Consider the following 23,517-nt stretch of genomic DNA (forward strand, 5'->3'; position numbering starts at 1 on the left):
GGAGAACTCCCCCATGCGTGTCGTCATAGCCCTGGGCGGAAACGCCCTCCTGCACCGCACCGAGCGGCCGGACGCCGCCATCCAACTGGCCAACGTACAAAGGGCCGTTGACGCCCTTGCCCCGTTGGCGGACCAGCACGAGCTGGTCATCACCCACGGCAACGGCCCCCAGGTCGGCGTGCTCGCCCTCCAGAGCGCTGCGGACCGCTCGCTGAGCAGCCCGTACCCCTTCGACGTCCTGGGCGCCGAGACCCAGGGCATGATCGGCTACTGGCTGCTGCAGAGCCTGCAGAACGCCCTGCCCGCCCGGCAGGTCTGCGCCCTGCTCAACCAGACCCTCGTCTCCGCCGCCGATCCTGCCTTCGCCGACCCCGAGAAGTTCGTCGGCCCCGTATACGAGCGGGCCGAAGCCGAACGCCTCGCCGCCGCACGCGGCTGGACGGTCAAGCCGGACGGCGGACACTGGCGTCGGGTCGTCCCCTCGCCCCGCCCCCAGCGCGTCGTCGAGACCCGCCTGATCCGCCTGCTGCTCGACTCCGGCGCGGTGGCCGTCTGCGCGGGCGGCGGCGGGGTCCCGGTGGTCCGCGACGAGCAGGGCCGGCTGGCCGGCGTCGAGGCCGTGGTGGACAAGGACCTCACCGCCGCCCTGCTGGCCGAAGCCCTGGACGCCGACTTCCTGCTGCTGCTGACCGATGTCCCGTACGTCGAACTCGGCCACGGCACCCCGAAGGCCGAGCCCGTCCGACACACCACCCCCGCCCGGCTGCGCGCGCACCGGTTCCCGGCCGGATCGATGGGCCCGAAGGTCGAAGCGGTGTGCCGTTTCGTGGAGCTGACCGGCGGCACAGCCGCGATCGGCGCCCTCGAAGACGCCCGGGCCATCCTCGACGGCGCCGCCGGCACCGTCGTCAGCCCCCATGGCCGTGCCCTGCAGGACGGCGCCCTCACACACCAGGAACAGAGATGACCACCAGCACCACTCCCCCGGCCGACCGCGACGTCCATGGCCGTGGCGCCGGCGGCCCCGACGCCCCCGGCCCGGGCCGCCACTCGGCTCCCGCGGACACGGGGGGCGGCAGACGGCGCCTGCCCTTCCCCTCCGCCTTCACGGTGCTGGTGGCCGTGACCGTCGCCGTGTGGGCCCTGACCTTCGTCATACCGGCGGGCCGCTACGACACCGCGCCGGACGGCGCTCCGATCCCCGGCACCTACCACGCGGTGGAGCGGACCACGGACTTCCTCGACCGGCTCAAGGACCTGTTCCTGTCACCCGTCAACGGTCTGTACGGGGTCACTGATACCGGGACCGGGCTCACCACGCCGGGCGCGGCCGGGTCGTTCGCGGGCGCCGCCGGAGTCTTCCTGTTCATCCTGGCGGTGGGCGCGTTCATCACCGTGACGCTGCGCACGGGTGCGCTCGACCTCGGCGTGGCGCGCCTCGCACACCGCCTGCACGGACACCGGACCCTCCTGCTCGTGGCCCTCGTGGCGGTGTTCTCCCTGGGCGGGACCACGTACGGAATGGCGGAGGAGACGCTCGGCTTCTACGGGCTGATGATCCCGCTGATGCTCGCCCTCGGCTACGACCGGATGGTGGCGGCCGCCGTGATCATGGTGGGTGCCGGGGTGGGGACGCTGGCCTCCACCGTCAACCCCTTCGCCACCGCTGTCGCCTCCGACAGCGCGGGCATCGGCACGGGTGACGGCATTCTGCTCCGGCTGGCCATGTGGGTGTCCCTGACGGCCATCGCGGCCTGGTACGTGCTCCGGTACGCCGAGCGCGTACTGGCCGACCCGGCGCGCTCGCTGACCCCGTCCACCGACGAGGACCGTGTCCTCGCAGCACAGGATGAGGAGGCGGCCGCCCTCACGGGCCGGCATCGCGCCGTCCTCGGCGTCTTCGCCGCGACCTTTCTCTTCATGATCTTCGCGGTCGTCCCGTGGGCGGACCTGGGTGTCGCCTTCCTGCCGACGCTCGGCTGGTACTTCCCGGAACTGGCCGCCCTGTTCATCGTCGCTGCCGTAGCGGTGGGCCTGATCGGCGGCCTGGGCGAGCACGGCACGGCCGAGGCGATCACCCGTGGAGCCGGGGACTTCGTCAGCGCAGCCATGATCGTCATACTGGCCCGCGGGGTCACCGTGATCATGAACAACGCCGCCGTCACCGACACCATCCTGAACGGCCTGCACAGCGCTGTCTCGGGCACTTCGCACGGGGCCTTCGCCGTGCTGACGTTCCTGGTCAACGTCCCGCTGGCGTTCCTCGTGCCGTCCTCGTCCGGTCACGCCGCCCTTGCCATGCCGATCCTGGCCCCGCTCGCCGATTTCGCCGGCGTCAGGCGGTCCCTGGTGGTCACGGCGTACCAGTCGGCATCGGGCTGGGTGAACCTGATCACCCCGACCTCGGCCGTGGTCATGGGCGGCCTGGCCCTGGCAAAGATCCGCTACGACCAGTACCTCCGCTTCATCGCGCCCTTGATGGGCACCCTGCTGCTGGCGATCGGCGGATTCATGCTCCTGGGCGCGACCCTCGGCTGAGCCCGGCCGGCCTGGTGCCCGGCGCGTCTGGCGCCCGGCCCGCCTGGTGCCCGGCCGGCCTGCGGTTCAAGTGGGCACCGAGGCGTGGTCGGGGACGTGGGTCCGGAGGTTCTTCGGCGGTCTTCGGCGGTCTTCGGCGGGCGCCGGTAGCCGACTCGGGCTCGGTCTCGGTCTCGGGGTGTCACGGTACGGCCTGCATCCGGCCCCGTATCGGAAGGACGTTCGGCCCCGCGCCCAGGGCCGCCCGGACCATCCTCCCTCCACCGCCCGGAGCGGGAGGGTAGGACACGCGCCGCCGACAGCGGCCGCTCTCTCTCACACGTTCCTGGAGGAACACCATGTCACGTACGGTCGTCGTGGGCCTGGACGGATCCCCCGCATCACTGGCCGCCGCCGAGTGGGCCGCCCACGAGGCCCGGCTCCGCCGGCTCCCGCTCACGCTGCTGCACGCGGTGGAGCACTGGGCCCCGCCCTACGGCTACGCGTCGCTCGCCGGGACCTCAGCCCCGGTCCCGGCCTCGACCGAGTACTGGGGCGAGCGCATCCCGCAGGAGGTCTTCCAGCAGCTGACAGAACGCCACCCCGGCCTGGAGATCACCACGGAGCAGGTGGACGGGCAGCCTCTGACAGTCCTGACCGGCGCCGCGCAGGAAGCCGAAGTACTGGTCCTCGGCTCCCGCGGGCTGGGCGCGATGACGGGATTCCTCGTCGGATCGGTCTCCCAGGCCGTACTCGCCCACGCCGAACGCCCGGTGGTCATCGTACGGACCGGCTCCTGGGCGGACAGCGCCTACCTGCCGGCGCCCGACGGCAGCGGGCCGCAGGAAGGCGCCTACCGGCCGGTCGTGCTCGGGCTGGACCTCTCGCGCCCGTGCGACGAGCTCCTGGAGTACGCCTTCGGCGCGGCGGCCGCACGCCGGGCCCCACTGCACGTGGTCCACGGATGGAGCATGCCGCCCGCCTACGGCTTCGACCCCGTGCTGATCGCCCCCGAGGTACGGGACGGCATCGCGGCAGGTGCGGCCACCGCGCTCGGGGACGCGCTACGACCCTGGCAGGGCAAGTACCCCGAGGTCCGGGTGGAGGAGCAGTGCGCGGTGGGCCGGGCGGCCAGCCACCTCGTCGCGGCCTCGGCGAACGCCTCGCTGATGGTCGTCGGCCGGCGGGTCCGCCGCTCGGCGATCGGAACGCACCTCGGGGCCGTCGCCCACGCCGTGCTCCACCACTCCGCCGCTCCGGTCGCGGTCGTACCGCACGCCTGAGGCAGCGCACCGACGACCGAGCCGTCCTCCGCGGAGCAGCTCCGGCAGCGCGCCATGGACGTGCGGCGACTGCCGACCACGTGGGTGCGGTGCGTGGCCGAGCCCGGCGCACGCGGCCTCGAGTTCCTCGCCGGCACGTGGGCCGCGATGCCGGCTTTCAGCGGCCTTCGGAGAAGCGGCGGATGACCGGCTCCACGTAGTCCGCGTGCGGACCGGCGAGAGCGGACAGGTCGCGCACCGAGCGCAGGAAGGCGATCTCGTCCAGCTCGGGCTCTCGGCCCTGCGCCCGCTCGGCAGCCGCAGCAGTTACGAATACGGCGCGTAGCGCGGGCTCGGGGAGCGCCGGGGCGAGGTAGGTCAGGCCCACGCTGCCGTTCGCCCCGCGGGTGGCAGCCCACAGCCTCAATGACCCCACTGGTGTGGCGAGGCCCAGCTCCTCGGCCAGCTCCCGCGCCGCCTGGCCCGCCAGATTCGGTTCTTCCAACTCCTCGCCGGGCGGCGGCGGTTCCACCGACCCGCCGGGCAGCTGCCAACGGCCCGGCGCGGCCGTCCAGGACGCCATCCTGGCGGCCAGCACGCGGTGGTCGTCGGTGGGCTGGAGCACGTTCACGAACAGCGAGGGCAGGGCTGTGGCGCCGGGAACACGGCGCAGGGCGTAGTGCCGGTAGGTGACCCGCACCCACTCCAGCCGAAACGCGCCCGGGCCGGCGGGCTGCAGTGCGGCGCAGGCCACCACCGGCCCGTCGAAGAGAGCCGGGTTTGCTTCGACCGCCTGCTCCCACACCCGATCCCTGGCCGCCCGATGCGAAGGCGACAGCCGCGGCTCCTCCACCTCGGTGAGCACAAGCCGCTCCACGTCGAACAGTTCAGCCCGGCCAGGCAGTGTCTTGGGCACCGGCTCATCGTAGAACCCGGACGACCTGCCGGCCCCGAAGCGCCGGAAGCGGCGACGCCAGGCCTGCCGGACACGGCTCTGCCGAAGAGCGCCACCGTTGTCCGCGCCACCCTGACCGTGCGCTGGCTAGAACCGTCGCCGCACCGCGGCCCGACAGCCCGCCGGCACGCCGGTACGCCGGTACGCCGGCCACGGAGCTGCGCAGACACGGCCCGAGAGCGTCCCGACCCCCTCTCAGAAAGATCAACACGGTCACACCTCGGAGCATCCCCGCGGGCGCGGGGGCGACTGGTCGGCACGGTGAACGGCAGTGCGTACCTGGGGAGCATCCCCGCGGGCGCGGGGTCGACCGACCAGCGTCCGCTCCCCGTGGCCCAGCTCGGGGAGCATCCCCGCGGGCGCGGGGTCGACGCCATTGCCGCGTTACGCGCCTCGGGCGTGAGCGGAGCATCCCCGCGGGCGCGGGGTCGATCGCTTCGACTCAGCGTCGATGACCGCCGCCGCCGGAGCATCCCCGCGGGCGCGGGGTCGATTCCGGGAGGACAGCGAGGACGAGGCCCGTGTTCGGAGCATCCCCGCGGGCGCGGTATCGATGGACTCCTCCTCTCCGAGATCAGCACCCCCGGCGGAGCATCCCCGCGGGCGCGGGGTCGATTCACGAGCGCGCTCGGTGCCGTGGTCGAGAGACGGAGCATCCCCGCGGGCGCGGGGTCGATTCCCAGCGCCGGGCGTAGTCAGGCCCGGCGGCCGGAGCATCCCCGCGGGCGCGGGGTCGATCGGGATAGCCCCTGCCCGTGGAAGACGTACGTCGGAGCATCCCCGCGGGCGCGGGGTCGATATTCTCTGGGCACTCGGGGGCGCGTGGCTCGGCGGAGCATCCCCGCGGGCGCGGGGTCGATGGCATGGTCGGTACAGGCCGTCGCTCCGGGGTCGGAGCATCCCCGCGGGCGCGGGGTCGATTGCCGGATCGCACCGCCGCACCACGCGCACAACGGAGCATCCCCGCGGGCGCGGGGTCGATCCGATCAGCGCGTCCCGAACGGCCGCCGCGTGCGGAGCATCCCCGCGGGCGCGGGGTCGATGGTGGCGGGGTCGGGTTCGCGGCCGCGGCCATCGGAGCATCCCCGCGGGCGCGGGGTCGATACGACCGGGGACCACCACAAGGGTGGTCTTCGGGGAGCATCCCCGCGGGCGCGGGGTCGATGCCGGCCGCTTCGGCCGCTTCGCCTTCTCCGGCGGAGCATCCCCGCGGGCGCGGGGTCGATGGTTCCCCGGTGACCGCCGGGGCTGACTGATCCGGAGCATCCCCGCGGGCGCGGGGTCGATCGACGCCATGGGTTGCCCTCCTGTCAGGCTGGCGGAGCATCCCCGCGGGCGCGGGGTCGATACTTGCTGAGCTGGTGGTATGTCAGCACAGAGGGCCATTTTCATTTAGTTGCATACGAGTTCACTTGCACAACCGAGTTCCGGCGTGCCGGCCGATGGGGCCAGCTTTCACAACACGGTACAGCTCGGGCCCGCCCGTAGCAGATGTGTGGCCAGGACGGGCGGTCGACGGGCGTTGCTATGCCCCGGCCATCCGGCACCGCAAGGAGAACGCAAGGAAATTCTGGCTACGACCACCCCAGGGGCGCTGGAAGGCGGCAGCATGGCCTACCTGGTGTCGGCTACATGTGTCCTGCCCCCAGACGGCAGGGAACGCCGACGCTGGAGATGGCTGGGCCGAGAGTGCGCCACGGAGATGCTGAGGTAGGTCCATCTGACTCGGCCCATCCCCGGCCACCACGAGCCGTCGAAACGAGCAGATGCAAAAATGCCGAGGCAGAAACGGTCAGTGCTGTTCGACGGCGTCGAGGGCGGCGTCCCAGGGGTAGGGCCGCTTCTCGCCAGGGGCATTGGGCTCGAAGCCGCCCGGCCCGAACAGCACCTGGACGCCGGCCTCGCGCAGCGTCTGCAACGACCGCGGGAACTGCGGGTGCTGTGCGTAGGCGCTGTTGACGCACGGCACGGTGGTCAGCGGGATGCCCTTGCCGATGGCCTCGGCCACGAACCCGACCAGCCAGGTGCCGGTGATCCCCTGCGCCCACGAGTTGAGTGTGTTCATCGTTGCCGGGGCCACAAGCACCGCGTCCGCCGGCGGCCACACGTCCGGGCGACCCGGCTTCCTGTACCGGGAGCGAACCGGGTGCCCGGTCAGGGCGGCGAGCCCGTGGAGGCTGTCCTCCAGCCACTCGGCAGCCGTGGGGGTCAGCCCGAGGCATACGTCCCAGCCGCGCTGTTGCGCGTCCTCGATCACCCGGGCCACGTCGAACACGGGCGGGGCGGCGGAGCAGAACAGGTACAGCGTCCTCGTCGTCATGCGGTGAGACTATGCAACCTCCCCGGCCCGGGCCCGAGTCGGGAGAGATCGCGCACCCGCAGGGCTGGGGGCGGGTACGGTCCGTGATGACGAGTTCTGGACGGAGGCCCCATGCCGACTTCTGACGACCACACCGGTTCTCGGATCCGGGAGCAGCGCCGCCTGGCCCGTCTGACACAGCGCGAGCTGGCCGGCCGTATCCCGTACAGCCTCAGCCTGTTGAACCAGGTCGAGTGCGGAGCGCGCCCCGCAACTGCCGGGTTCGTGGCGACCGTGGCCCATGCGCTGGGAGTGGACACGTCCAAGCTGACAGGGCCGCCCGCGGTGACCATGCTTCCCACCGACCGGCTCCTGGCGCTCCTTGCGCCGATCCGGGAGGCCCTCGACCGCTACGACCTCGGCCCCCATCTCGACCTCCCCGAGGTTCGTCCGCTGCCGACCCTGGTCGAACAGGCAGACGTGCTCTGTCGGCAGGTACGGGCCACCCACCTGCGTACAGCGGCGAAAGCCCTGCCTGCGCTCGTGCTGGAGCTGACGCACACCGTCTGGACAGCGCCTGCCACCCCGGGGTGGCAGGCCCTCGCGTCCGCCTACCGGACGGCGCACGATGTGGCGCTGAAACTGGATCACCCGGATCTCGCGCGCGTGGCGCTGGACCGGATGGGCTGGGCGGCCGGCCGGGCGTCGGATCCGTGCATGGAGGCTGTGCAGCGGTACAAGCGGGCGACCCTCTGGCGCGGCGCCACCAGCGCGCAGTTGATCGCGTCGGGGCAGAGTCTTCTCGCGGGGCAGTCGAGTCGCGAAGCGCTGGCCGTGACGGGTCAGCTGCACCTCGGCCTGGCGACGGTCGCCGCCACGCACGAGGACCCGGTTGCCGTCGAGGCGCACCTGGTCGCGGCCAGGGAGTTCGCCGACCGCGTCGGTGGCGAGGCCGGTGAGGTGCACTGGTTGTCCTTCGGCCGGACGAACGTGCACCTGCACGAGCTGGGCACGGCGGCCCTCATGCGCGACTTCGACCAGGCGCTCGACCGGGCCCGGACGCTGCGGCTTCCGCCGTCGACGCTGACGTCCCGGCGGGCGCGCTACCTGGTGGACCGTGCACTGGTCGAGATGGAGGCCGGCTCACCCCGGACCTCGCTGCGGTTCCTCGCCCAGGCCCGGCAGGTAGCGCCGGAGCAGACACGGCATCTGCCCGGAACGCGGGCCACGATCCGCGGGTTGGTGCACATGTCCCGTCGAGCGCCCGACGGGCTGGGGAGCATGGCCCGCTGGATCGGCATGTAGCACTCACAAAACTGTGAGTGTTCTGGTCTTCCTTCAGCGTCATGCTGTTCTCCACACCCGCTGACGACGGTAGGGAGCCGCTTCATGCAGGCGACAGGAGACCACCCCGCGCACGCGCTCATTTCCAGAGTGCTTGCCCGATACGAGCACACTCCCGATCCGGTGGACCTCGCCCGGATCACGGACGACCTCCTCACCCACGGCAAAGGGATCCTTGCGGATACCGAACGCCTTCGGCCGGACCCGCGTGTGGACGGCGCGTTCCGCGACTGGGAGCAGCTCGTCCAGGCCGGTCCGGCGGACATGCCACTGGGGAACTGGGACTACGCGCGAGGCCTCGCCCGCGTGTTGCAAGCGCTGCTGCGGGCACTCGACGGCGATGCGCTCCAGACCGCCCCCGCACGGGGCCTGCTCATCCCGCCGCCGTCATTCGGCCGCGTCCCGACGCTGTGACACCCGCGACTCAGCAGGTGCCCTACTGGCTGGCCGTCCTGGCGGTCGCCGCGGCCATCGCTGCCGGCCCCACACTCCCTCCGAGATTCTGCAGCCGACACCGAAAGCCAGCAGCACCGCAGGCTGGAAGCGGAGCATCCCGCCGTGCGGCTACAACCCCACGAATCACCGTTCGAGCCCAGCTCCTTCACCGGAGAATCCCGCGGACGCGCGGTCGACACGTTCCGCGGCCACAACGTCGAGCTGTGTCGTCCAGAGGATCCCCGCGGGCACAAGGTCAGCTGTGTGCGTCGCAACATCGGGAGCGTACCGCCGGACGATCCCCGCCGGCGCTGGGTCCACGGGATCTACACCGCTGTTTATCCGGGAACAGGGGAGCATCCTCGCGGGCGCGGGGTCGACCCGGCGTAGCCGTGCTGCAGGAGGTAGCTGATCGGAAGATCCCCGCGGGGGCGGGGTCGAACCCTCCCTCCCGTGTGCCCAGGGTGTGCCGCCCGGAGCATCCCCGCGAGCGGGGGCCGACAACCTGTCCTTCGACATCCTGAACGTTGCGGACGGAGCATCCCCGCAGGCACGGGGTCGACACCACCTGCTGGGGTGCCGCCCAGCCGATTTGCGGAGCATCCCCGCGGGGGGGGCGGGGTCGACCCGGGCTCGACCGCCAACAGCTCTTGCTTCCCCGGAGGACCCCCGCGGGCGCGGGGTCGACTAAAGGGGACCACGCTGGAGTGGATCACAACCCGGAGGATCCCCGCGGGCGCGGGGGCGACCCGGAGTGCGTCGCCGCCGTGGAGAAGGTGACCGGAGGATCCCCGCGGGCGCGGGGGCGACTACGACGTGTCCCTGCCCCGCGTACGGGAGCGCGGAGGATCCCCGCGGGCGCGGGGGCGACATGAGGCGGGGTGCAGCAAGCCCGGGTACCACCGGAGGATCCCCGCGGGCGCGGGGGCGACCCAATAGCCTGAACGATATCAACCGCAGATCCCGGAGGATCCCCGCGGGCGCGGGGGCGACCTGCGGCGCGGTTTCGGGGACTTCTCGTACGTCGGAGGATCCCCGCGGGCGCGGGGACGACCCCCTGGGGCCGCCGGGGGTGGGAGGGGGCGCCGGAGGATCCCCGCGGGCGCGGGGGCGACCTGTGTGCCCACCGTGGCGTCCGCGTGCCACCAGGAGGATCCCCGCGGGCGCGGGGGCGACGCGGGCCCGTCGGCGGACGCCCACCTCGGCACGGGAGGATCCCCGCGGGCGCGGGGGCGACGGGAACCCGGCATCCAGTTCACCGGAAGCCGGAGGAGGATCCCCGCGGGCGCGAGGGCGACTGGCCGCGGCAGCGGCGGCAGGGGCCCTTGACCGGAGGATCCCCGCGGGCGCGAGGGCGACGCACCCCCCGAACAATGCCGTCACTGTGACGGCAGGATCCCCGCGGGCGCGAGGGCGACCTGGCGGAAGCTCGCGAAGGCCGACGAGATGCTGCAGGATCCCCGCGGGCGCGAGGGCGACAAGATCATCGTCATCAACCAGCCGATGAAGGGCGCAGGATCCCCGCGGGCGCGAGGGCGACGCTTGTTGAGCTGGGGTTTTAGCGGGGTGGGTGGCTGTTTTCGTTTGGTTGGGTTTTGGGGCGGGCGGAGAGGATCAGGCCGTCGAAGTCGACGGGTTGCCAGCGGTCGCGGCCTGCGGTGCGGACGGCCCAGCCTTGTTCGTTGGCGGCGGGCTCGATGAGGATGGCTTGGCCGTCGCCGATTCTGGTGGCGAGGAGTTCCCAGAGGCGGTCGCGGATGCGGCGGCTGGGGTTGCCGACGAAGACGCCGACGCTGGCTTCGACCATCCAGCGTGTGAGGTGTCCTCGGAGGCCTTCGGGGGCGGCGATGAGGATGATGACGGTCATGGGGTGGGTTCGGTCTCGTCGGGGTCGGGTCCGATGACCGCGATGTGGTTGTCGGTCATCCCGTGTGCCGAGAGGTCGGCGTGGTCGGCGTAGTTGGTGCCGCCGGGGACGGTGCCGAGGTGTTCGTCCCACAGGAGGTTCGCCTCGTGGTCCTCGGAGTCGGTTCCTTCGGGGGTGAGGAGGTTTTTGACGTCGGTGACGATGCGGCCGAGGAGTTTGTGGCGGGCGATGAGGTCGCGCAGGCCGAGGCGGGCGTCGCGTTCTTCGGTGAGGCCCTGGGCTGCGAGGTCGAAGGCGAGGGGGATGGTGTATTCGGCCTTGTAGAGGTCGGCGATGTCCATCACGAAGGAGGTGGCTTTGCCGGTGTGGACGAAGCCGAGGCCGGGGCTGGCGCCGAGGCCGACGATGACGGCGTGGCAGATGCCGTAGAGGGCGGCGTTGGCCGCGGACAGGAGGCGATTGAGATCGTCGCCGGCTGCGAAGGGGTCTCCGGGCTTGTAGTCGCGGCCGTTCCAGGTGACTCCGGTGCGGGCAGCGTGGGCGCGGTAGATCTTGCGAATTCGGGTGCCTTCGCGGCCGCGGAGCTGCTGCATGGTGAGGCCGGTGACGTCTTCGCCGGGGAAGCGCATGGAATACATGGCGCGGGCGACGGCGAGGCGTTCTTTGGGGCGGGTGACGAGCCAGGCTTGGCGGTGGAGGAGTCCGGCGCCGCGGCTGGGGCCGAGGCCGGCTGCGTACATGCGGACGCCCTGCTCGCCGACCCAGCACACGGTGGTGCCGGAGTCTGCGAGCAGCCGGATCGCGCCGTGGGTGACGCGGGTGCCGGGGCCCAGGAGCATGACGGCGACCATGGCGGCGGGGACGCGGACGGTTTGGCGTTTGTTGATGATGACGACGGCGTTTTCGTCGCGGTCGAGGTGGCTTCGTTCGACGTAGACGCTGGAGACGCGGTCGACGAGGCGGTGGAGGTCCTGGGGGTCGGCCTTCCACCAGATGTCGGGCACGGGCGGTTACTGCCTTTCGGGGAGCGGGGCGAGGGTGAGGAGTCCGCATCCGTAGGCCTTGGAGGGACCGATGCCGGACAGGAGGTGGTGGGTGAGCAGGGCCGGGTCGGTGATGCGCAGGCGTCCTTCGAAGGTGACGGCGCTCATGACGACCCGGGCTTCTTTGGAGGCGGCGGGTTCTTTGCCGAAGGTGTGGCGCAGGCGGGTGGTGATGCGGACGTCGCGCGGGGGGTTGCCGTCGGCGGTGCGGGTGTCCTCGAGGTGGGGTGCGGTGGGGACTTCGAAGCCCCAGCGGGTGGTGCGGGTGAGGAACCAGTCGAGTTGGGCGGTGGCGGTGCGGTGGCCGAGGCGGAATCCGCGCCGTCGTCCGCCGGCGTCGATGCGCTGCTGCTGGCGTTCGGTGGGTTTGGTGGGGCGGGTGGTGTTCTGGACGGGGTTGGCGGTGAGGCGGAAGGCGAAGCTGCGGCCGGTGGCGAGTTGCTGGAGGAGGGGGGCGTAGTCGCGTACGGCGTAGTGCTCGCCTTCGGCGCCGGGCCATCCGGCCTGTTCGACGAGGTGGGTCCAGTCGGGTTTGTCGGTGGTGAGGACGAACAGGTGGGGTCGGTGGGGGTTGTCGGGGTCGAGGCGCCAGAGGGTGCGTGCCTGGTCGGGCAGGCCGGGGAGGCCTCCTTGGACGGCGGCGTGCATGGCGCGCGGGCTCGCGAGGAGGCGTCGGCTTTCGGCGCGCAGAGGGTTGATGCGGATGCGGGAGAGGTAGGGCATGAGGGTCACCAGCCCAGGAGGGCGAAGGGGTCGTGGCCGCCGGTGGGGCCGGCGTGTGCGGGGTCGGGTGTGAGGCCGGTGGGGGCCGACAGGTAGGTGTGGCGGGTGCGGCGGGTGGTGTAGGTGCGGGCTTGGGGTGCGAAGGAGAGGGGGACGTCGTCGCGGACCTCGTCTCCGGTGGGGTCGTCGAGGGTGGCGGGCAGGTCGATGCGGGCTGCGTTGCCGTGGGTGCGGCCCCAGCGGTTGCGTACGGCGGGGGCGGCCTGCCAGGGCTCTTCGCGCAGTGCGTCCTCGAGGGGGCCGGTGCGCCGGCCGAGGAGGAGGGGTTGGGCGGGCGGGCAGGAGCGGCGGCCCAGGGCCAGGGGGAAGGCGGGCTGGCGGAGGGCGTGGTCGAGGGTGTCGATGAGGCCTTCGGGGCCTTCCACGGCGGCGAGGAAGATCGCGTCCTGGAGGTAGAAGCGCTGGGTGATGTGGGTGTGTTTGGCGGGTGAGGTGGGTTTCTGCCGGCCTTTGGCGGTGACGGCGGCGGACAGCAGGGGCTGGCCGCGGTAGTCGCTGACGGTGTGGTAGTCGCGCAGGATGGTGCCGGGCTGGTCGATGCGGATGCCCAGGGCGAGTCCGGCGAGGTCGTCCAGGGGTGCGTGGCGGGGGCGGCCGGCGGCTGCGGCGAGGAGGCCGACGATGCCGGACTTGGTGGGTTCGGGCCGTGTTTCGCGCCGGTTGAAGGCGCTGCGGTCGCCCCAGGACTGCAGCGGGCCGGCGAGGCGGAGCAGGAGGACGGAGCGGGGGTCGGGGGTGCTCACGCCTGGGCCCCCAGGGCGCTGCTGAGGCGGGCGCGCAGGGTGGTGCGCAGGTCGGTGAAGGTGAGGGGGTCGCCGAAGGCCTGGGTGAGGGCTTCGGCGGTGTCCTTGGTGCGGGGTTCGTCGGCGGGGAAGGTGTGGCTGGCGGCGTTGAAGAGGGGGGTGTCGCCCCAGATCCGGGTGGCCTGGAGGTGTTCCTTGGCCAGGCGGCGGGCGGAGGTGGCCTGAATGCCGGCTTCGGCGGCGACGGGTTCTTCGAAGGCGGAGACGAGGTTGACGGGCTGGTCGGTGCGTACGACGACCGCGACGAGGCTGGGGCGGGTGCGGTGGGCGAAGGAGTTCTGGTAACCGGTGGGTGCGGAGCGGGCGAAGCTGTCGACGAACCGGTCGAGGGCGTCGAGGGCGGCTTCGGTGTCGCCGCCGAGGTTGGCGGTGAGCTGGGGGAAGCCGACGGTGGCGTAGCGGTAGAGGGTGGCGGAGTTGAAGCCGATGGTGCCGATCATTCCGGCGCCGGTTTCATCCTGTTCGTTCTGGTCGTCGACGGCGGTGAAGTAGTCGAATTCGAGCTGTGTTTCGTGGGTGGACAGGGCGTGGGCGACCTGGACGGCGGCGTCGACGTTGAGCTTGGGGATGTCGGCGACCATGCGGCCGAAGAGGGCCACGCCCACCGGGTGGCCGGTGGTGAAGGTGTCGGCGACGGGGAGTTCCTTGAGGGCTTCGGCCAGCGGCTTGTCGTCGAGGGCGGCGAGGTCGGCGGCGTTGTCGGTGACCAGGGCGGCGACGGCGTCGAGCTGGGAGTTGCCGTAGAAGAGGAGGTAGGCGGTGTCTCCGGCCTTCTTGCCCTGGCTGAGGCCAAGCTGGTCGAGGAGGGCGGCGGCGATCCGTGCCGCGGCGTCGCGGTCGAGGCCGGTGTTGGCGGTGATGCGGGTGGTGAGTTCGCCGGTGATGCGCTTGGTGCGGGTGGCGCGGTCGGGCTCGGGGGTCTGCTCGTCGAAGTGGCGGCGGGTGGCCCGCTTCCAGGCCTGGGAGGAGACGCGGGAGCGGCGGACTCCGCCGTAGACGGCTTCCTTGGGGTTGCCCTGGTCGTCGCGGTTGAGGTTGGCGGGCGGGACGGTCTGGATGACGTGTACGTCGATGTAGAGGCGCGGGTTCATCGGGTGGCTCCAGGTCGTGTGATAGGGCTGGGCGCGGACGGCGGGCGGCCGGCACCCGTGCGAGCGAGTACGTGCGTGCGTGAGTCTCCCGGCGGGGCGCGCGGGGTGGCCTCCCGGCGGCTGGGGTGGATCAGGTGCCGGCCGGCGGTGACGTCGGTGTCTTGTGGGTCCAGGCGTGGTAGTCCAGGCCCCAGCGGCGGCGTACGCGGTTGCGGGAGTCGGGCCGGTTCCAGCGCAGGATGTCGGCGGCCAGGCGGTTGTAGTCGAGGGGCTGTTTGATGTCCCTGAGCTGGGTCACCAGGCCGCGCAGGCGGAGCTGGAGTGCAGCGGTCGAGGTGGCGGAGAAGGTCTGCTGGAAGCGTGCGTCGACTGCGGCCTCGCTGGTGCGGTCGTGCAGGCGCAGCGCGCGCATGGCGCGGCCGAGGCCGATGCCGTCGCGGTGCATCGGCTGGTCCTGGCTCTGCTGGTGCAGCCCGTAGAGGGCGAGCGCGATGTGCTCGGCCTCCTGGGCGGCCGAGACCTCGCCGCGGCGTGCGGCGAAGTCGTCGACTTCGCAGGTGTAGAAGGGGAACATCTCCAGCACGGTGCCGGCTGGGCGGCTCAGGCCCTTGCGCAGGACGGCGAGGTCCTCGCCGGGCGGGCGCCGCTGCGCCGCGGTGCCGTCCTTGCGCTTCCAGGTGCCGTCGGCGCCGATGTAGCGGTGCCAGATTCTCTGCTTCGGGTGGTCTTCTTCGGTCATGACCGTATCCAGACGTGAGGGGGCTGCTGTGCGACGGGAAAGAGGGCATGCGGAGGGTGGCGCAGGGGATGCCGTGCGACTCTCCGGTGGGAGGAGGGTGAGGAGGCGGCGCTCATGGTCCCCTCCGCCGCAGGGCGTGCGGCCGGGGAGGGCAAGGCGGCGCGGCCGTCTACCCGTTGCCGGAGGCGGTGTTGTCGCGCCGGTGGGCGTCGGCGCGGTGGAGGATCTCCGCCCGGCGTCTGCGGAAGGACGCCTCGGCGGACGAGGCGCGATGGGTGTGCTCCGGTTTCCCTTCACCTTGGGAGGTGGTTCTTCCGGTGAAGGCGCCGACGGGCACGGCCTGCAGTAGGCGGTCGGCGATGTCCTCGGTGCGGGCCCAGGCCAGTTGTTCCCAGGCGAGCTGGCCGGCCTCGATGCGTTCGAAGTCGTCCACGCCCCTCATCCCGGCGAGGAGCCGCCGTACGAGCGGGTCCAGGGCGTGGAGGACGCATTCGCCGGGGCGCTGGCCCTTGTCCCAGGGGATCGGGTCGGTGCCCAGGGCGCGCCGCAGGTCGGCGGAGAGGTGGTTGACGGCCGTGGCCAGTTGCTCGGCCTGTGCGGCGACTTCGAGGAGCGCGGCGCGGACATCGCTGTTGTCGGCGTCGAGTGCGGCCAGCGGCAGGGGCAGGGTGTCGAACATGACGTCTTCGATGACGGCCGACTGGTTGCCGTAGGCGATGCCGGAGAGTTCCACCCGCAGCGGGTACGTCTCGCCGAGTTCGACGACGAGGCCGCCGGCCTGGTCGAGGATCTTGCTCGTGGCGAATCCGCTGGTCTTCTCTCCGGCTTCCCGGGACTGCCGTTCGGGCGCCAGGAGTGCGTCGAGGCCCCGCCAGGCAGCCTTCCCGGGCTGGAGGCGCAGCGGACGGCGCGGCAGCGTGGTGCCGGCTTTGGCATTGGCTTTGGCATTGGCTTTGGCCGAGGTGCGGGTACCGGTGGGCTCGAGGCGCCACATGGTGTGCGGCTCGGTTTCGGGGGTGTGGGGCATCCGGTCCCCGGCCGCGACCAGGACCCGAGTCACGCGCGGGCCGTCGTCGGTCGCTTCGGGGAAGAGCCGGATCCTGCGGGACTGCCAGGTCCACAGGTCCAGGAGCCCTTCGGGGGCGCGGGTCTGCCACCGGGGGCTGCCGGCCGACAAGGGGTGGGCGGGATCCCGCCTGTTCCACTGCGGCAGGTCGGTGGATGCCGGCGGCGCGCCGACGGGGATGTTCAGCAGCAGGGTCTCGAACAGGGTCCGGCCGACGAGCAGGGTCACGCCCATCTGACCCAGCGGACCCGTGGGGTTGCCGGTGGTTTTTCCCGCCTTCACCTGCGGGTCGCCCACAGCTCCGGTCTTGATGGCTGCGGTGTCCCAGCAGTGGGTGTGCAGCAGCCAGTGCACGGCCTGCGCCGGTGTCAGCGAGAAGACATCGCCCTCCGTGCGCGAATCGAACAACGGTACGTTGTTGCCGGTTGCCGAGGTGGCAACGATCAGGGCGGCGTTCTTCGTCTCGCCCTTCGCGGTGGACAGCCCGGCGATCTGACCGAAGGGCTGCACCGGATCGAACAGGTCGAACAAGTCCCGGTACGCGTCGAGGTACTCGTCCAGCTCCCGGCGCTGCTGCGGCGACCACCGGCCTGCGGCGTGCCAGGCCGTCCACTCCCGCTCGTCGGCCGGGCGGCCGAGCGCGGCGACGATCACCGGGAGCATGACCTGTCGTAAGACGGCCGCCTTCTGGGTGGGGATCTCCACCACCAGATCGCCGAACATGTGCGCCTCAAGAAGCGCCGTTCGCAGGGGGTGTTCGTGTGCCGGACCGCCCGTGGCCGAGGGTAAGAGCAGCCAGGGATCATCGGTCAGGGAGAAGCCATGAGTCATCGGTACCCCTTGAGGGAAATCTCTTGTGTTTAACGCTAGCAGCGGGGTTGAGGCGCTCACGTGCGTTCTCCACAACCAGGTGCAACAATCCGGGAGTTGACCCCGACGGTGCGCACCATGCGGTACGCGCCGACGGGGATGGTCCCCTCTTTTGTTTGCGTCACAGCCCGGGACTCGCGTCGTCCCCGCGCCACGCGGGGTATCGGGCCGCCGGGCACAGCCCGGCGGCCCACCCCCGCCCGCCGGGGCCGGGGCCGGGGCCGGGGCCGGCTGCGCGGCCTTACAGCTGCCGGAGGCCGAACTCGGCGTCGTAGGACACGGCGAAGTCCCCAACGCGCGCTCTGCCGGTGCCGTCCAGGACCAGGGCGCGGCTGCGCCGCAGCCAGGGGTGCCCGTGCCAACCCGGCAAGGGCCTCAGTTCCAGTGCCGACTGCGCTAGCCGGGGAGGCATCCGGACCGTCGAGCCCACCACCTCGTCCAAGACCTCCGGCGCCACGTCCCCGTTGACGCTCAAGGCCCGTCCCGCCAGAGTCCGGAACACTTCGTCGCCCTCGGCACGCACCACGAGTACGACCTCCACGGACTCGTCGCCGTCACGCACCGCCGCCCGCAGCGCATCCTCGTCACCACCCGCAGATCCCGCATAGTGCAGACCCGCCAGACTCCGGCGCTCGTGATCACCAGGCCCCGTGAGCAAGAAGTTCCGGGCCACTGCGGAGCGGGCACGGTCCCCTTCCTCCTGCTCCCGGCGGGCAGCCTCACCCGCCTCCCGCCACGCCTCGGGAAGGAGCCCGGCATCCGACCCGTACACGCTCTCCACCAGCCGGGGAACATCGCCGGGGACCGACCAGGATCCGCCGGCCGCGGGCAGCACGGCAGCGGTGCGCAGCAGCAGGTGGCGTCCGTAGATCTGCTCGCCGGCGTAGCCGAACGCCGGCTCGCGGCCCTGGCGCGGCTCGAAGCCGGTGACGAACGCCTTCGGCGCGCGCAGCCGTTCCGGCCGCCAGGTGCCCTCATGCCGGTGCAGGCGCCCCATGCGCTGCAGCAGGAGGTCGACGGGGGCCAGATCCGTGACCAGCAGATCCGCATCGACGTCGAAGGACTGCTCGGCCAGCTGGGTCGCCACCAGGATTAGCCGGGCGTCCCGCACCCGCGGCGTCCGCGGCCCCAGCAGTTGCAGGCACTCCTGCGTCAGGTCCGCGCGCCGCGCCACCGTGAAGCGTGCATGCAGCAGCCGCACCTCGGCATCACCGAAGCGCCCGCGTAACTCCTCGTAGAGACTCTGTGCCCGCGCCACCGAGTTCCGGATGACCAGCGCAGTCCCTGCGTCGGCGAGCTCTGCCGCCAGCAGATCGCCCACGGCCGTGTCCGCCTCCGCCTGCAGCCGCAGCCGTTCCTCGCGTGAGGAACGCGGGCCGGGCAGCGGCTCCGGCAGTACGCCGACCACCACCGGGAGGTCCTGGCGCCAGCTGTCCGTCGCATCGGCATGGAACTGCGGCTCCCCCGCATCGGACAGCCACGCGGCCGTCACACTCGGATAGCCCTCAGGTGCCGGCACGCACACCGTGAGCTCCGCCCGCGACGCAGCACCTGCCAGGTACGCCTCGAACAGGGCCTGCCGCTGGGCCGGCGCCAGCGTCGCCGAGAGAGCCACCACCGGCACCCCGGCCTGCCCCAGCCACCACAGCGCCTCCCGCAGGAACTGGCTCATGTACACGTCGCACGCATGGATCTCGTCCAGCACGACGACCTTTCCCGCCAGCCCGGCCATCCGCAGCATCACGTGCCGCGTACGCGTCGCCGCATACAGCAGTTGATCCACCGTGCCCACGACGAACGGCGCCAGCAGCCCGCGTTTCGGTCCCAGGAACCACTCCGCGGGCGCATGGCGCTCCGCCTCACCACACCCCTCGGGCCCGACGCCGTACGGGTCGTCGTCCATCCCGTACTCGTCGACCCCCCGGAACGCGTCATCCGCGGACGCGCCCGCGTTCTCCAGGAGATCCCTCCACTCGCTGTTGAACGCCCGTTTGCCGTGCAACAGCACCACGCGGGAGGCGAGTTCCGGATCAAGAGCCTCCAGCCACCGCCGTGTGCGCGTGAACATCGGATCGCTGGTCGCCTGGGTCGGCATCCCCACGAAGACACCATCCGCCCCGAACCGCGCGGCCAGAACCTCCGCCACCGCGAGAGCGGCCTCCGTCTTCCCCTCCCCCATCGGCGCCTCGATCACCATCAGCCCCGGACCGCCCATACGGCGCGCCGCGTCCACCACCATCGCCTGCGACGGCCGCGGCGCACAGCCGAACCGGTCCAAGAACGCCTCCGGCCCCGGCAACGCCAAAGACCCCCACCCGCGCTGCAGCCCCAGCGCCGCCCACGCGTTGACCGCCCGACCGCGCGACGCGCCCAGACTCACCTTCTCCAGATCGTCCACGCCCACGAAGAAGCGCTCGTCACTGGCAATCCAGTCAGCCATCACCACGAGACCACTCAGCTGCAGTTGCAGCGCCCGCGACGGAACCACCGCCGGCGCCACCTCACCCAGGTCCCCGAACCCGAGCTCCCGCGTGAACGCGTCCACCACCGCTTCCTGAACCCGCCGCCAAACCCCCCGCCCCCGCAGCTGCCCCTTGGCCGGCGTGGGCTCCTGCACATCCCGCAACGACGGGAACGCCCCGTGATGCCCCGCCACCAACGGCCACACCCAGTCCACGTGCCCCGGGCCCCAGCCCGCCGCGCTCAGCAGCTCACGCACCACCAGCCCGCCGGCCCAGTCATGACGCCACCGCCGCTTGCTCTTCGCCCCCGCCACCGCCGCCGACTCCACCCAGCTCAGCCCTGACCCGCGTACCGCCTCGGCACCCTCGGGCCACAGCCGCTGGTGCACCGGCGTCGCCTTCCCACAGTCATGCACCCCGCACAGCCACGCGAACAACCGCCGGCCGCGCCCCGGCCCCCCGGCAACCTCATCCAAAGCCGACCGCGTCGAAGCAGCCAGAAGCTCGTCCCACAGCAACTCGGCAACCGCAGCCGTGTCCAGCAGATGCGCCATCAGCAGGCTCGTGGAACCCCCTGCCCGCTCGCGCGACTTCCCCCACAACACCGTCAACGCCCCCACCACAGCAGGCTCATACCGCGCAGACAACTGTCGTAAATCCACCAGACCTCCCACCACCGCACGCCCGAAGACCCACCACGGTAGAAGGCCCCACTGACAACGCCTCCCACCAGCTGAAACACACCCACGGGCTCACGGAACGTCCCGGTCCCGGCCCTTCCGTGGGCTCTCGACGCGGCCACCGACGGTGGCCATCCACAGCCTGCCCCCACCCAAAACGGAGCGTCGCTGGGGGCGACGAGCAAGGTGTACGCGGCAAGGCGGCGGACGCCGGAGCCGCGGGCGCAGGGTCGATAGGACAAAGACGCGGTCTTCGGTCTTGAACGGCTGAGCATCCCCGCAGGCGCGGGGTCGACGGCTGCCGCGCCTCCTGGGCTGCGGCTCGTTGCGGAGCATCCCCATGGGTGCGGGGTCCACCAGCCCTTCGGCACGCACCGCCTCGTCGCCGACGGGGCATCCCCGCGGGCGCGGGGTCGACTGATCGGTGGAACGATGGCGGCGGCATACGCCAGAGCATCCCCAGGAATGCGGGGTCGACCTCGTCAATGACGAACTGCCCTCGTTCCGTGAAGGAGCATCCCCGCGAGTGCAGGGTCGGCCTTCCCGCGCCCGCAAGCGCTGATCCCGTGGCCGGAACATCCCCGCGGGCCCGCGGGCGCGGGGTCGACACCAGCCTGATCACCGACCCCGAGGAGATCGGCGGAACATCCCCGCGGGCGCGGGGTCGACCCTGTCCTGGAACATCCGCCGCGTCCTCGTCGCGGAACATCCCCGCGGCCGCGGGGTCGACGGTCGTCAGTCAGGATCCTGCGGGCCATGGCCCGGAACATCCCCGCGGGCGCGGGGTCGACCAGGTATCGCTGATACGGGCGGCAGAAGACACGGGAACATCCCCGCGGGCGCGGGGTCGACGTGACGACGATCTGTGTCGTAGGGAGCCCCGTCGGAACATCCCCGCGGGCGCGGGGTCGACTCCGCGATGCTCTGGACGAACCGGGCCCTCGACGGAACATCCCCGCGGGCGCGGGGTCGACGACGACGGGGACTGGCAGTCCCACTCGGAGGACGGAACATCCCCGCGGGCGCGGGGTCGACCCGGGGCGGCCACCCCGGAGACGTCACGGTCGCCGGAACATCCCCGCGGGCGCGGGGTCGACTACCCGACCGTGTTCGTGGACAGCCTCTCCCACGGAACATCCCCGCGGGCGCGGGGTCGACCGAGCCGGGAACCCTCCCGGCGCAGGCCCCCGCGGAACATCCCCGCGGGCGCGGGGTCGACGTGGCTGGTAACCGTCATCGACCCGAAACAGAAGGAACATCCCCGCGGGCGCGGGGTCGACTCCTCATCCACGGGTTCCGCGCACTCACCCGGCGGAACATCCCCGCGGGCGCGGGGTCGACGAGCCGGCCCTGCGGCCGGATGCGGGCGAGCAGGGAACATCCCCGCGGGCGCGGGGTCGACGTGCTCGGTGCCGAGGGCGGTGTCGACGTCGTCGGAACATCCCCGCGGGCGCGGGGTCGACTGCCTGTGGGCGGGAAGGCTCCGGGGCTCAACGGGAACATCCCCGCGGGCGCGGGGTCGACGTCCGGGCAGGCGCGCTCGACCAGCTGGCGGGCGGAACATCCCCGCGGGCGCGGGGTCGACCTCGCCCACGACCAGGACGACCGGCTGGTCGGGGGAACATCCCCGCGGGCGCGGGGTCGACGACCTGGAGGCGTGGGAGGACTGGCTGCGCGCCGGAACATCCCCGCGGGCGCGGGGTCGACCGCGGCGAGACCATCCCCGACGACGACCCGCGCGGAACATCCCCGCGGGCGCGGGGTCGACCCCTCGGCGTCCAGCTCGTCGATCTCGTCGATCGGAACATCCCCGCGGGCGCGGGGTCGACACCGCGGCCGGGGGCGTGAACGGACCGGTCGACGGAACATCCCCGCGGGCGCGGGGTCGACTCGGACTGGCCGGGCACACCCACCGGGAAGTCCGGAACATCCCCGCGGGCGCGGGGTCGACGTGACGGTGCAGGTCAACGCGGACGTCTCCGGCGGAACATCCCCGCGGGCGCGGGGTCGACACTTGCTGAGCTGGTGGTATGTCAGCGGACGGTGCCGTTTTCATTCAGTTGCATTCGAGTGCACTTCCAGGACCGCGTTGCGCGAGTAGCCGACGGGAACACCTTCCACGGCAAGATACAGCCCAGGCTCGCCTGGGGTAGATAATCGGTGGGGGCAGTTGGACCGGCCTTGGGATACCCAGCCGCCAGTCGCAGCGGAGGGGAGCGCTCACGGCTGGGATCCCGTCACCCTGCTGCGGGGGCTGACGTACTGCCTGCATCACGCCCCCGGGTACGTCCACCTGTACGCCCACACGTTGTGGGCCCTGCTGGCCGCTCATCTGTCGCTGCCCCAGGTGTCCGGCCCGCTGGTGCGGGACCTGGGCGAGCGTACCGAGCGGCTGCTGGACGGGGGCGGTATCTCCGAAAGATCCTGGCGAGAACTCACCAGCGTGCATTACGTTCTTCGTGATCAGACCTAAAACCGGAAAAGCATCCCATGGCGGACGACACGGCGAAGGGCACGGCTGCGTTCCTCTTCGAGATGGGCGTGATGAAGCAGGCGAAGCGGACGGGCTGGTGGTTCACCGGGAACACCAACCCCGAGTCGATCGCTGATCACAGCTTCCGCGTCGGCATCATCGGCGCCGTGCTGGCCCTGATGGAGGGCGTGGATCCCGCCAAGGTCGCCTTGATGTGCCTCTTCCACGACACGCAAGAGACGCGGATCGGAGGCATCCCGCACATCGGCCGCCGGGCTACATCCAAGCCGCGGCGAACGAGACCGTCACGGCGGATCAGGTGACGCGTGCGCACCCGGCAGTGAAGGCCGGCGTACAGCGGGTGGTCGAGGCCTACGAAGCGGGCGACAGCCCCGAAGCGATCGTGGCCAAGGACGCGGACAAGCTGGAGTGCCTGGTACAGGCGGTGGAGTACCGGGCACAGGGCAACACGCTGGTGCAGGACTGGATCGACACTTCCTTGAACAGCCTCAAGACAGCGTCCGCCCGGGAACTGGCCGAGGCCGCGCTGACCATGTCGCCGCTGGAGTGGCGGAACACCTCGGCTGATCCGGGGAACGACGAAGCCCCGCCATCCGGCTCAATGCCGGGAGCCTTCAGCAACCTCCACCCGTCCGGCTTCGATGAGATCGTGCCCAGGATCCCAGTGCCGCATCAGGCAACGTTTGCCCCGTCTTGAGGTGTCCCCCGGTTGCTGCGCTGGGCAGCACCGGGTGGTCAGAATGACCGCGGGGCTGAACGCGTGCCGGCCCGCCAGATCGACGACGAGGGCAGACGGCTGCTGCAGGT

The 23,517-nt window shown here is 71.8% G+C and carries 15 protein-coding genes, 1 pseudogene and 3 CRISPR repeat arrays; of the genes and pseudogenes, 6 read left to right on the top strand and 10 right to left on the bottom strand.

Features of this window, described 5'->3' with window-relative positions; all coding sequences use genetic code 11:
- The first annotated feature begins 13 nt into the window (after window positions 1-13).
- The 3 genes from ACZ407_RS08580 (at window position 14) to ACZ407_RS08590 (ending at window position 3,800) form a co-directional block, all read left to right on the top strand.
- Window positions 14-967, top strand: coding sequence for a carbamate kinase (locus ACZ407_RS08580; protein WP_468126619.1), 954 nt, complete (start codon window positions 14-16; stop codon window positions 965-967).
- On the top strand, window positions 964-2,538 hold the full coding sequence (locus ACZ407_RS08585) for a YfcC family protein (RefSeq protein WP_468126621.1): 1,575 nt from the start codon (window positions 964-966) through the stop codon (window positions 2,536-2,538). The genes ACZ407_RS08580 and ACZ407_RS08585 overlap by 4 nt, the downstream gene beginning before the upstream one ends.
- Window positions 2,539-2,876: 338 nt before the next feature.
- Entirely contained in the window at window positions 2,877-3,800 is a 924-nt protein-coding gene (locus ACZ407_RS08590) for a universal stress protein (protein ID WP_468126622.1), read from the top strand.
- A 157-nt stretch (window positions 3,801-3,957) separates the two neighbouring features.
- On the opposite strand, the gene ACZ407_RS08595 is transcribed toward ACZ407_RS08590, so the two are convergent.
- Window positions 3,958-4,695: an NUDIX domain-containing protein gene (locus tag ACZ407_RS08595; protein ID WP_468126624.1), complete on the bottom strand. Its 738-nt coding sequence runs from the start codon at window positions 4,693-4,695 to the stop codon at window positions 3,958-3,960.
- Window positions 4,696-4,955: 260 nt separating this feature from the next.
- Window positions 4,956-6,082: a CRISPR direct-repeat array (repeat unit 29 nt; unit sequence CGGAGCATCCCCGCGGGCGCGGGGTCGAT).
- Between the two features lie 444 nt (window positions 6,083-6,526).
- Entirely contained in the window at window positions 6,527-7,054 is a 528-nt protein-coding gene (locus tag ACZ407_RS08600; RefSeq protein ID WP_468126625.1) for a flavoprotein, read from the bottom strand.
- Window positions 7,055-7,165: 111 nt separating this feature from the next.
- On the opposite strand from ACZ407_RS08600, the gene ACZ407_RS08605 reads away from it, so the two are divergent.
- The gene (locus tag ACZ407_RS08605; protein ID WP_468126627.1) at window positions 7,166-8,338 is read left to right on the top strand and encodes a helix-turn-helix domain-containing protein; all 1,173 of its coding nucleotides are present in this window, start codon (window positions 7,166-7,168) and stop codon (window positions 8,336-8,338) included.
- An 84-nt stretch (window positions 8,339-8,422) separates the two neighbouring features.
- Window positions 8,423-8,791, top strand: coding sequence for a DUF6415 family natural product biosynthesis protein (locus ACZ407_RS08610; protein WP_468126628.1), 369 nt, complete (start codon window positions 8,423-8,425; stop codon window positions 8,789-8,791).
- Between the two features lie 681 nt (window positions 8,792-9,472).
- Window positions 9,473-10,352: a CRISPR direct-repeat array (repeat unit 28 nt; unit sequence GCAGGATCCCCGCGGGCGCGAGGGCGAC).
- 18 nt (window positions 10,353-10,370) lie between these two features.
- Here ACZ407_RS08610 and cas2e read toward each other — a convergent pair.
- The 8 genes from cas2e to cas3 all read right to left on the bottom strand — a co-directional run bounded on the left by cas2e (window position 10,371) and on the right by cas3 (window position 20,213).
- Window positions 10,371-10,679: a type I-E CRISPR-associated endoribonuclease Cas2e gene (gene cas2e / locus ACZ407_RS08615; RefSeq protein ID WP_468126630.1), complete on the bottom strand. Its 309-nt coding sequence runs from the start codon at window positions 10,677-10,679 to the stop codon at window positions 10,371-10,373.
- The gene (gene cas1e, locus ACZ407_RS08620) at window positions 10,676-11,683 is read right to left on the bottom strand and encodes a type I-E CRISPR-associated endonuclease Cas1e (protein ID WP_468126632.1); all 1,008 of its coding nucleotides are present in this window, start codon (window positions 11,681-11,683) and stop codon (window positions 10,676-10,678) included. The genes cas2e and cas1e overlap by 4 nt, the downstream gene beginning before the upstream one ends.
- Before the next feature lie 6 nt (window positions 11,684-11,689).
- A complete protein-coding gene (gene cas6e, locus ACZ407_RS08625) occupies window positions 11,690-12,445 on the bottom strand; it encodes a type I-E CRISPR-associated protein Cas6/Cse3/CasE (protein WP_468126634.1) in 756 nt (251 codons plus the stop codon).
- A gap of 5 nt (window positions 12,446-12,450) precedes the next feature.
- The gene (cas5e, locus tag ACZ407_RS08630) at window positions 12,451-13,248 is read right to left on the bottom strand and encodes a type I-E CRISPR-associated protein Cas5/CasD (protein WP_468126636.1); all 798 of its coding nucleotides are present in this window, start codon (window positions 13,246-13,248) and stop codon (window positions 12,451-12,453) included.
- Complete coding sequence (gene cas7e, locus ACZ407_RS08635; RefSeq protein WP_468126637.1) at window positions 13,245-14,399, bottom strand: type I-E CRISPR-associated protein Cas7/Cse4/CasC; 1,155 nt, start codon at window positions 14,397-14,399, stop codon at window positions 13,245-13,247. Before cas7e ends, cas5e begins: the two co-directional genes overlap by 4 nt.
- 130 nt (window positions 14,400-14,529) lie before the next feature.
- Window positions 14,530-15,138, bottom strand: coding sequence for a type I-E CRISPR-associated protein Cse2/CasB (gene casB / locus ACZ407_RS08640; RefSeq protein WP_468126639.1), 609 nt, complete (start codon window positions 15,136-15,138; stop codon window positions 14,530-14,532).
- A 169-nt stretch (window positions 15,139-15,307) separates the two neighbouring features.
- The gene (gene casA / locus ACZ407_RS08645; protein WP_468126641.1) at window positions 15,308-17,035 is read right to left on the bottom strand and encodes a type I-E CRISPR-associated protein Cse1/CasA; all 1,728 of its coding nucleotides are present in this window, start codon (window positions 17,033-17,035) and stop codon (window positions 15,308-15,310) included.
- A gap of 280 nt (window positions 17,036-17,315) precedes the next feature.
- On the bottom strand, window positions 17,316-20,213 hold the full coding sequence (gene cas3 / locus ACZ407_RS08650) for a CRISPR-associated helicase Cas3' (RefSeq protein WP_468126643.1): 2,898 nt from the start codon (window positions 20,211-20,213) through the stop codon (window positions 17,316-17,318).
- Window positions 20,214-20,727: 514 nt separating this feature from the next.
- A CRISPR array of direct repeats spans window positions 20,728-22,228; the repeat unit is 28 nt; unit sequence GGAACATCCCCGCGGGCGCGGGGTCGAC.
- Between the two features lie 478 nt (window positions 22,229-22,706).
- On the opposite strand from cas3, the pseudogene ACZ407_RS08655 reads away from it, so the two are divergent.
- Window positions 22,707-23,263: pseudogene (locus tag ACZ407_RS08655) on the top strand (HD domain-containing protein); the annotation flags it as partial.
- Between the last annotated feature and the right edge of the window lie 254 nt (window positions 23,264-23,517).

It is taken from the genome of Streptomyces sp. NPDC030809, from assembly GCF_055572195.1.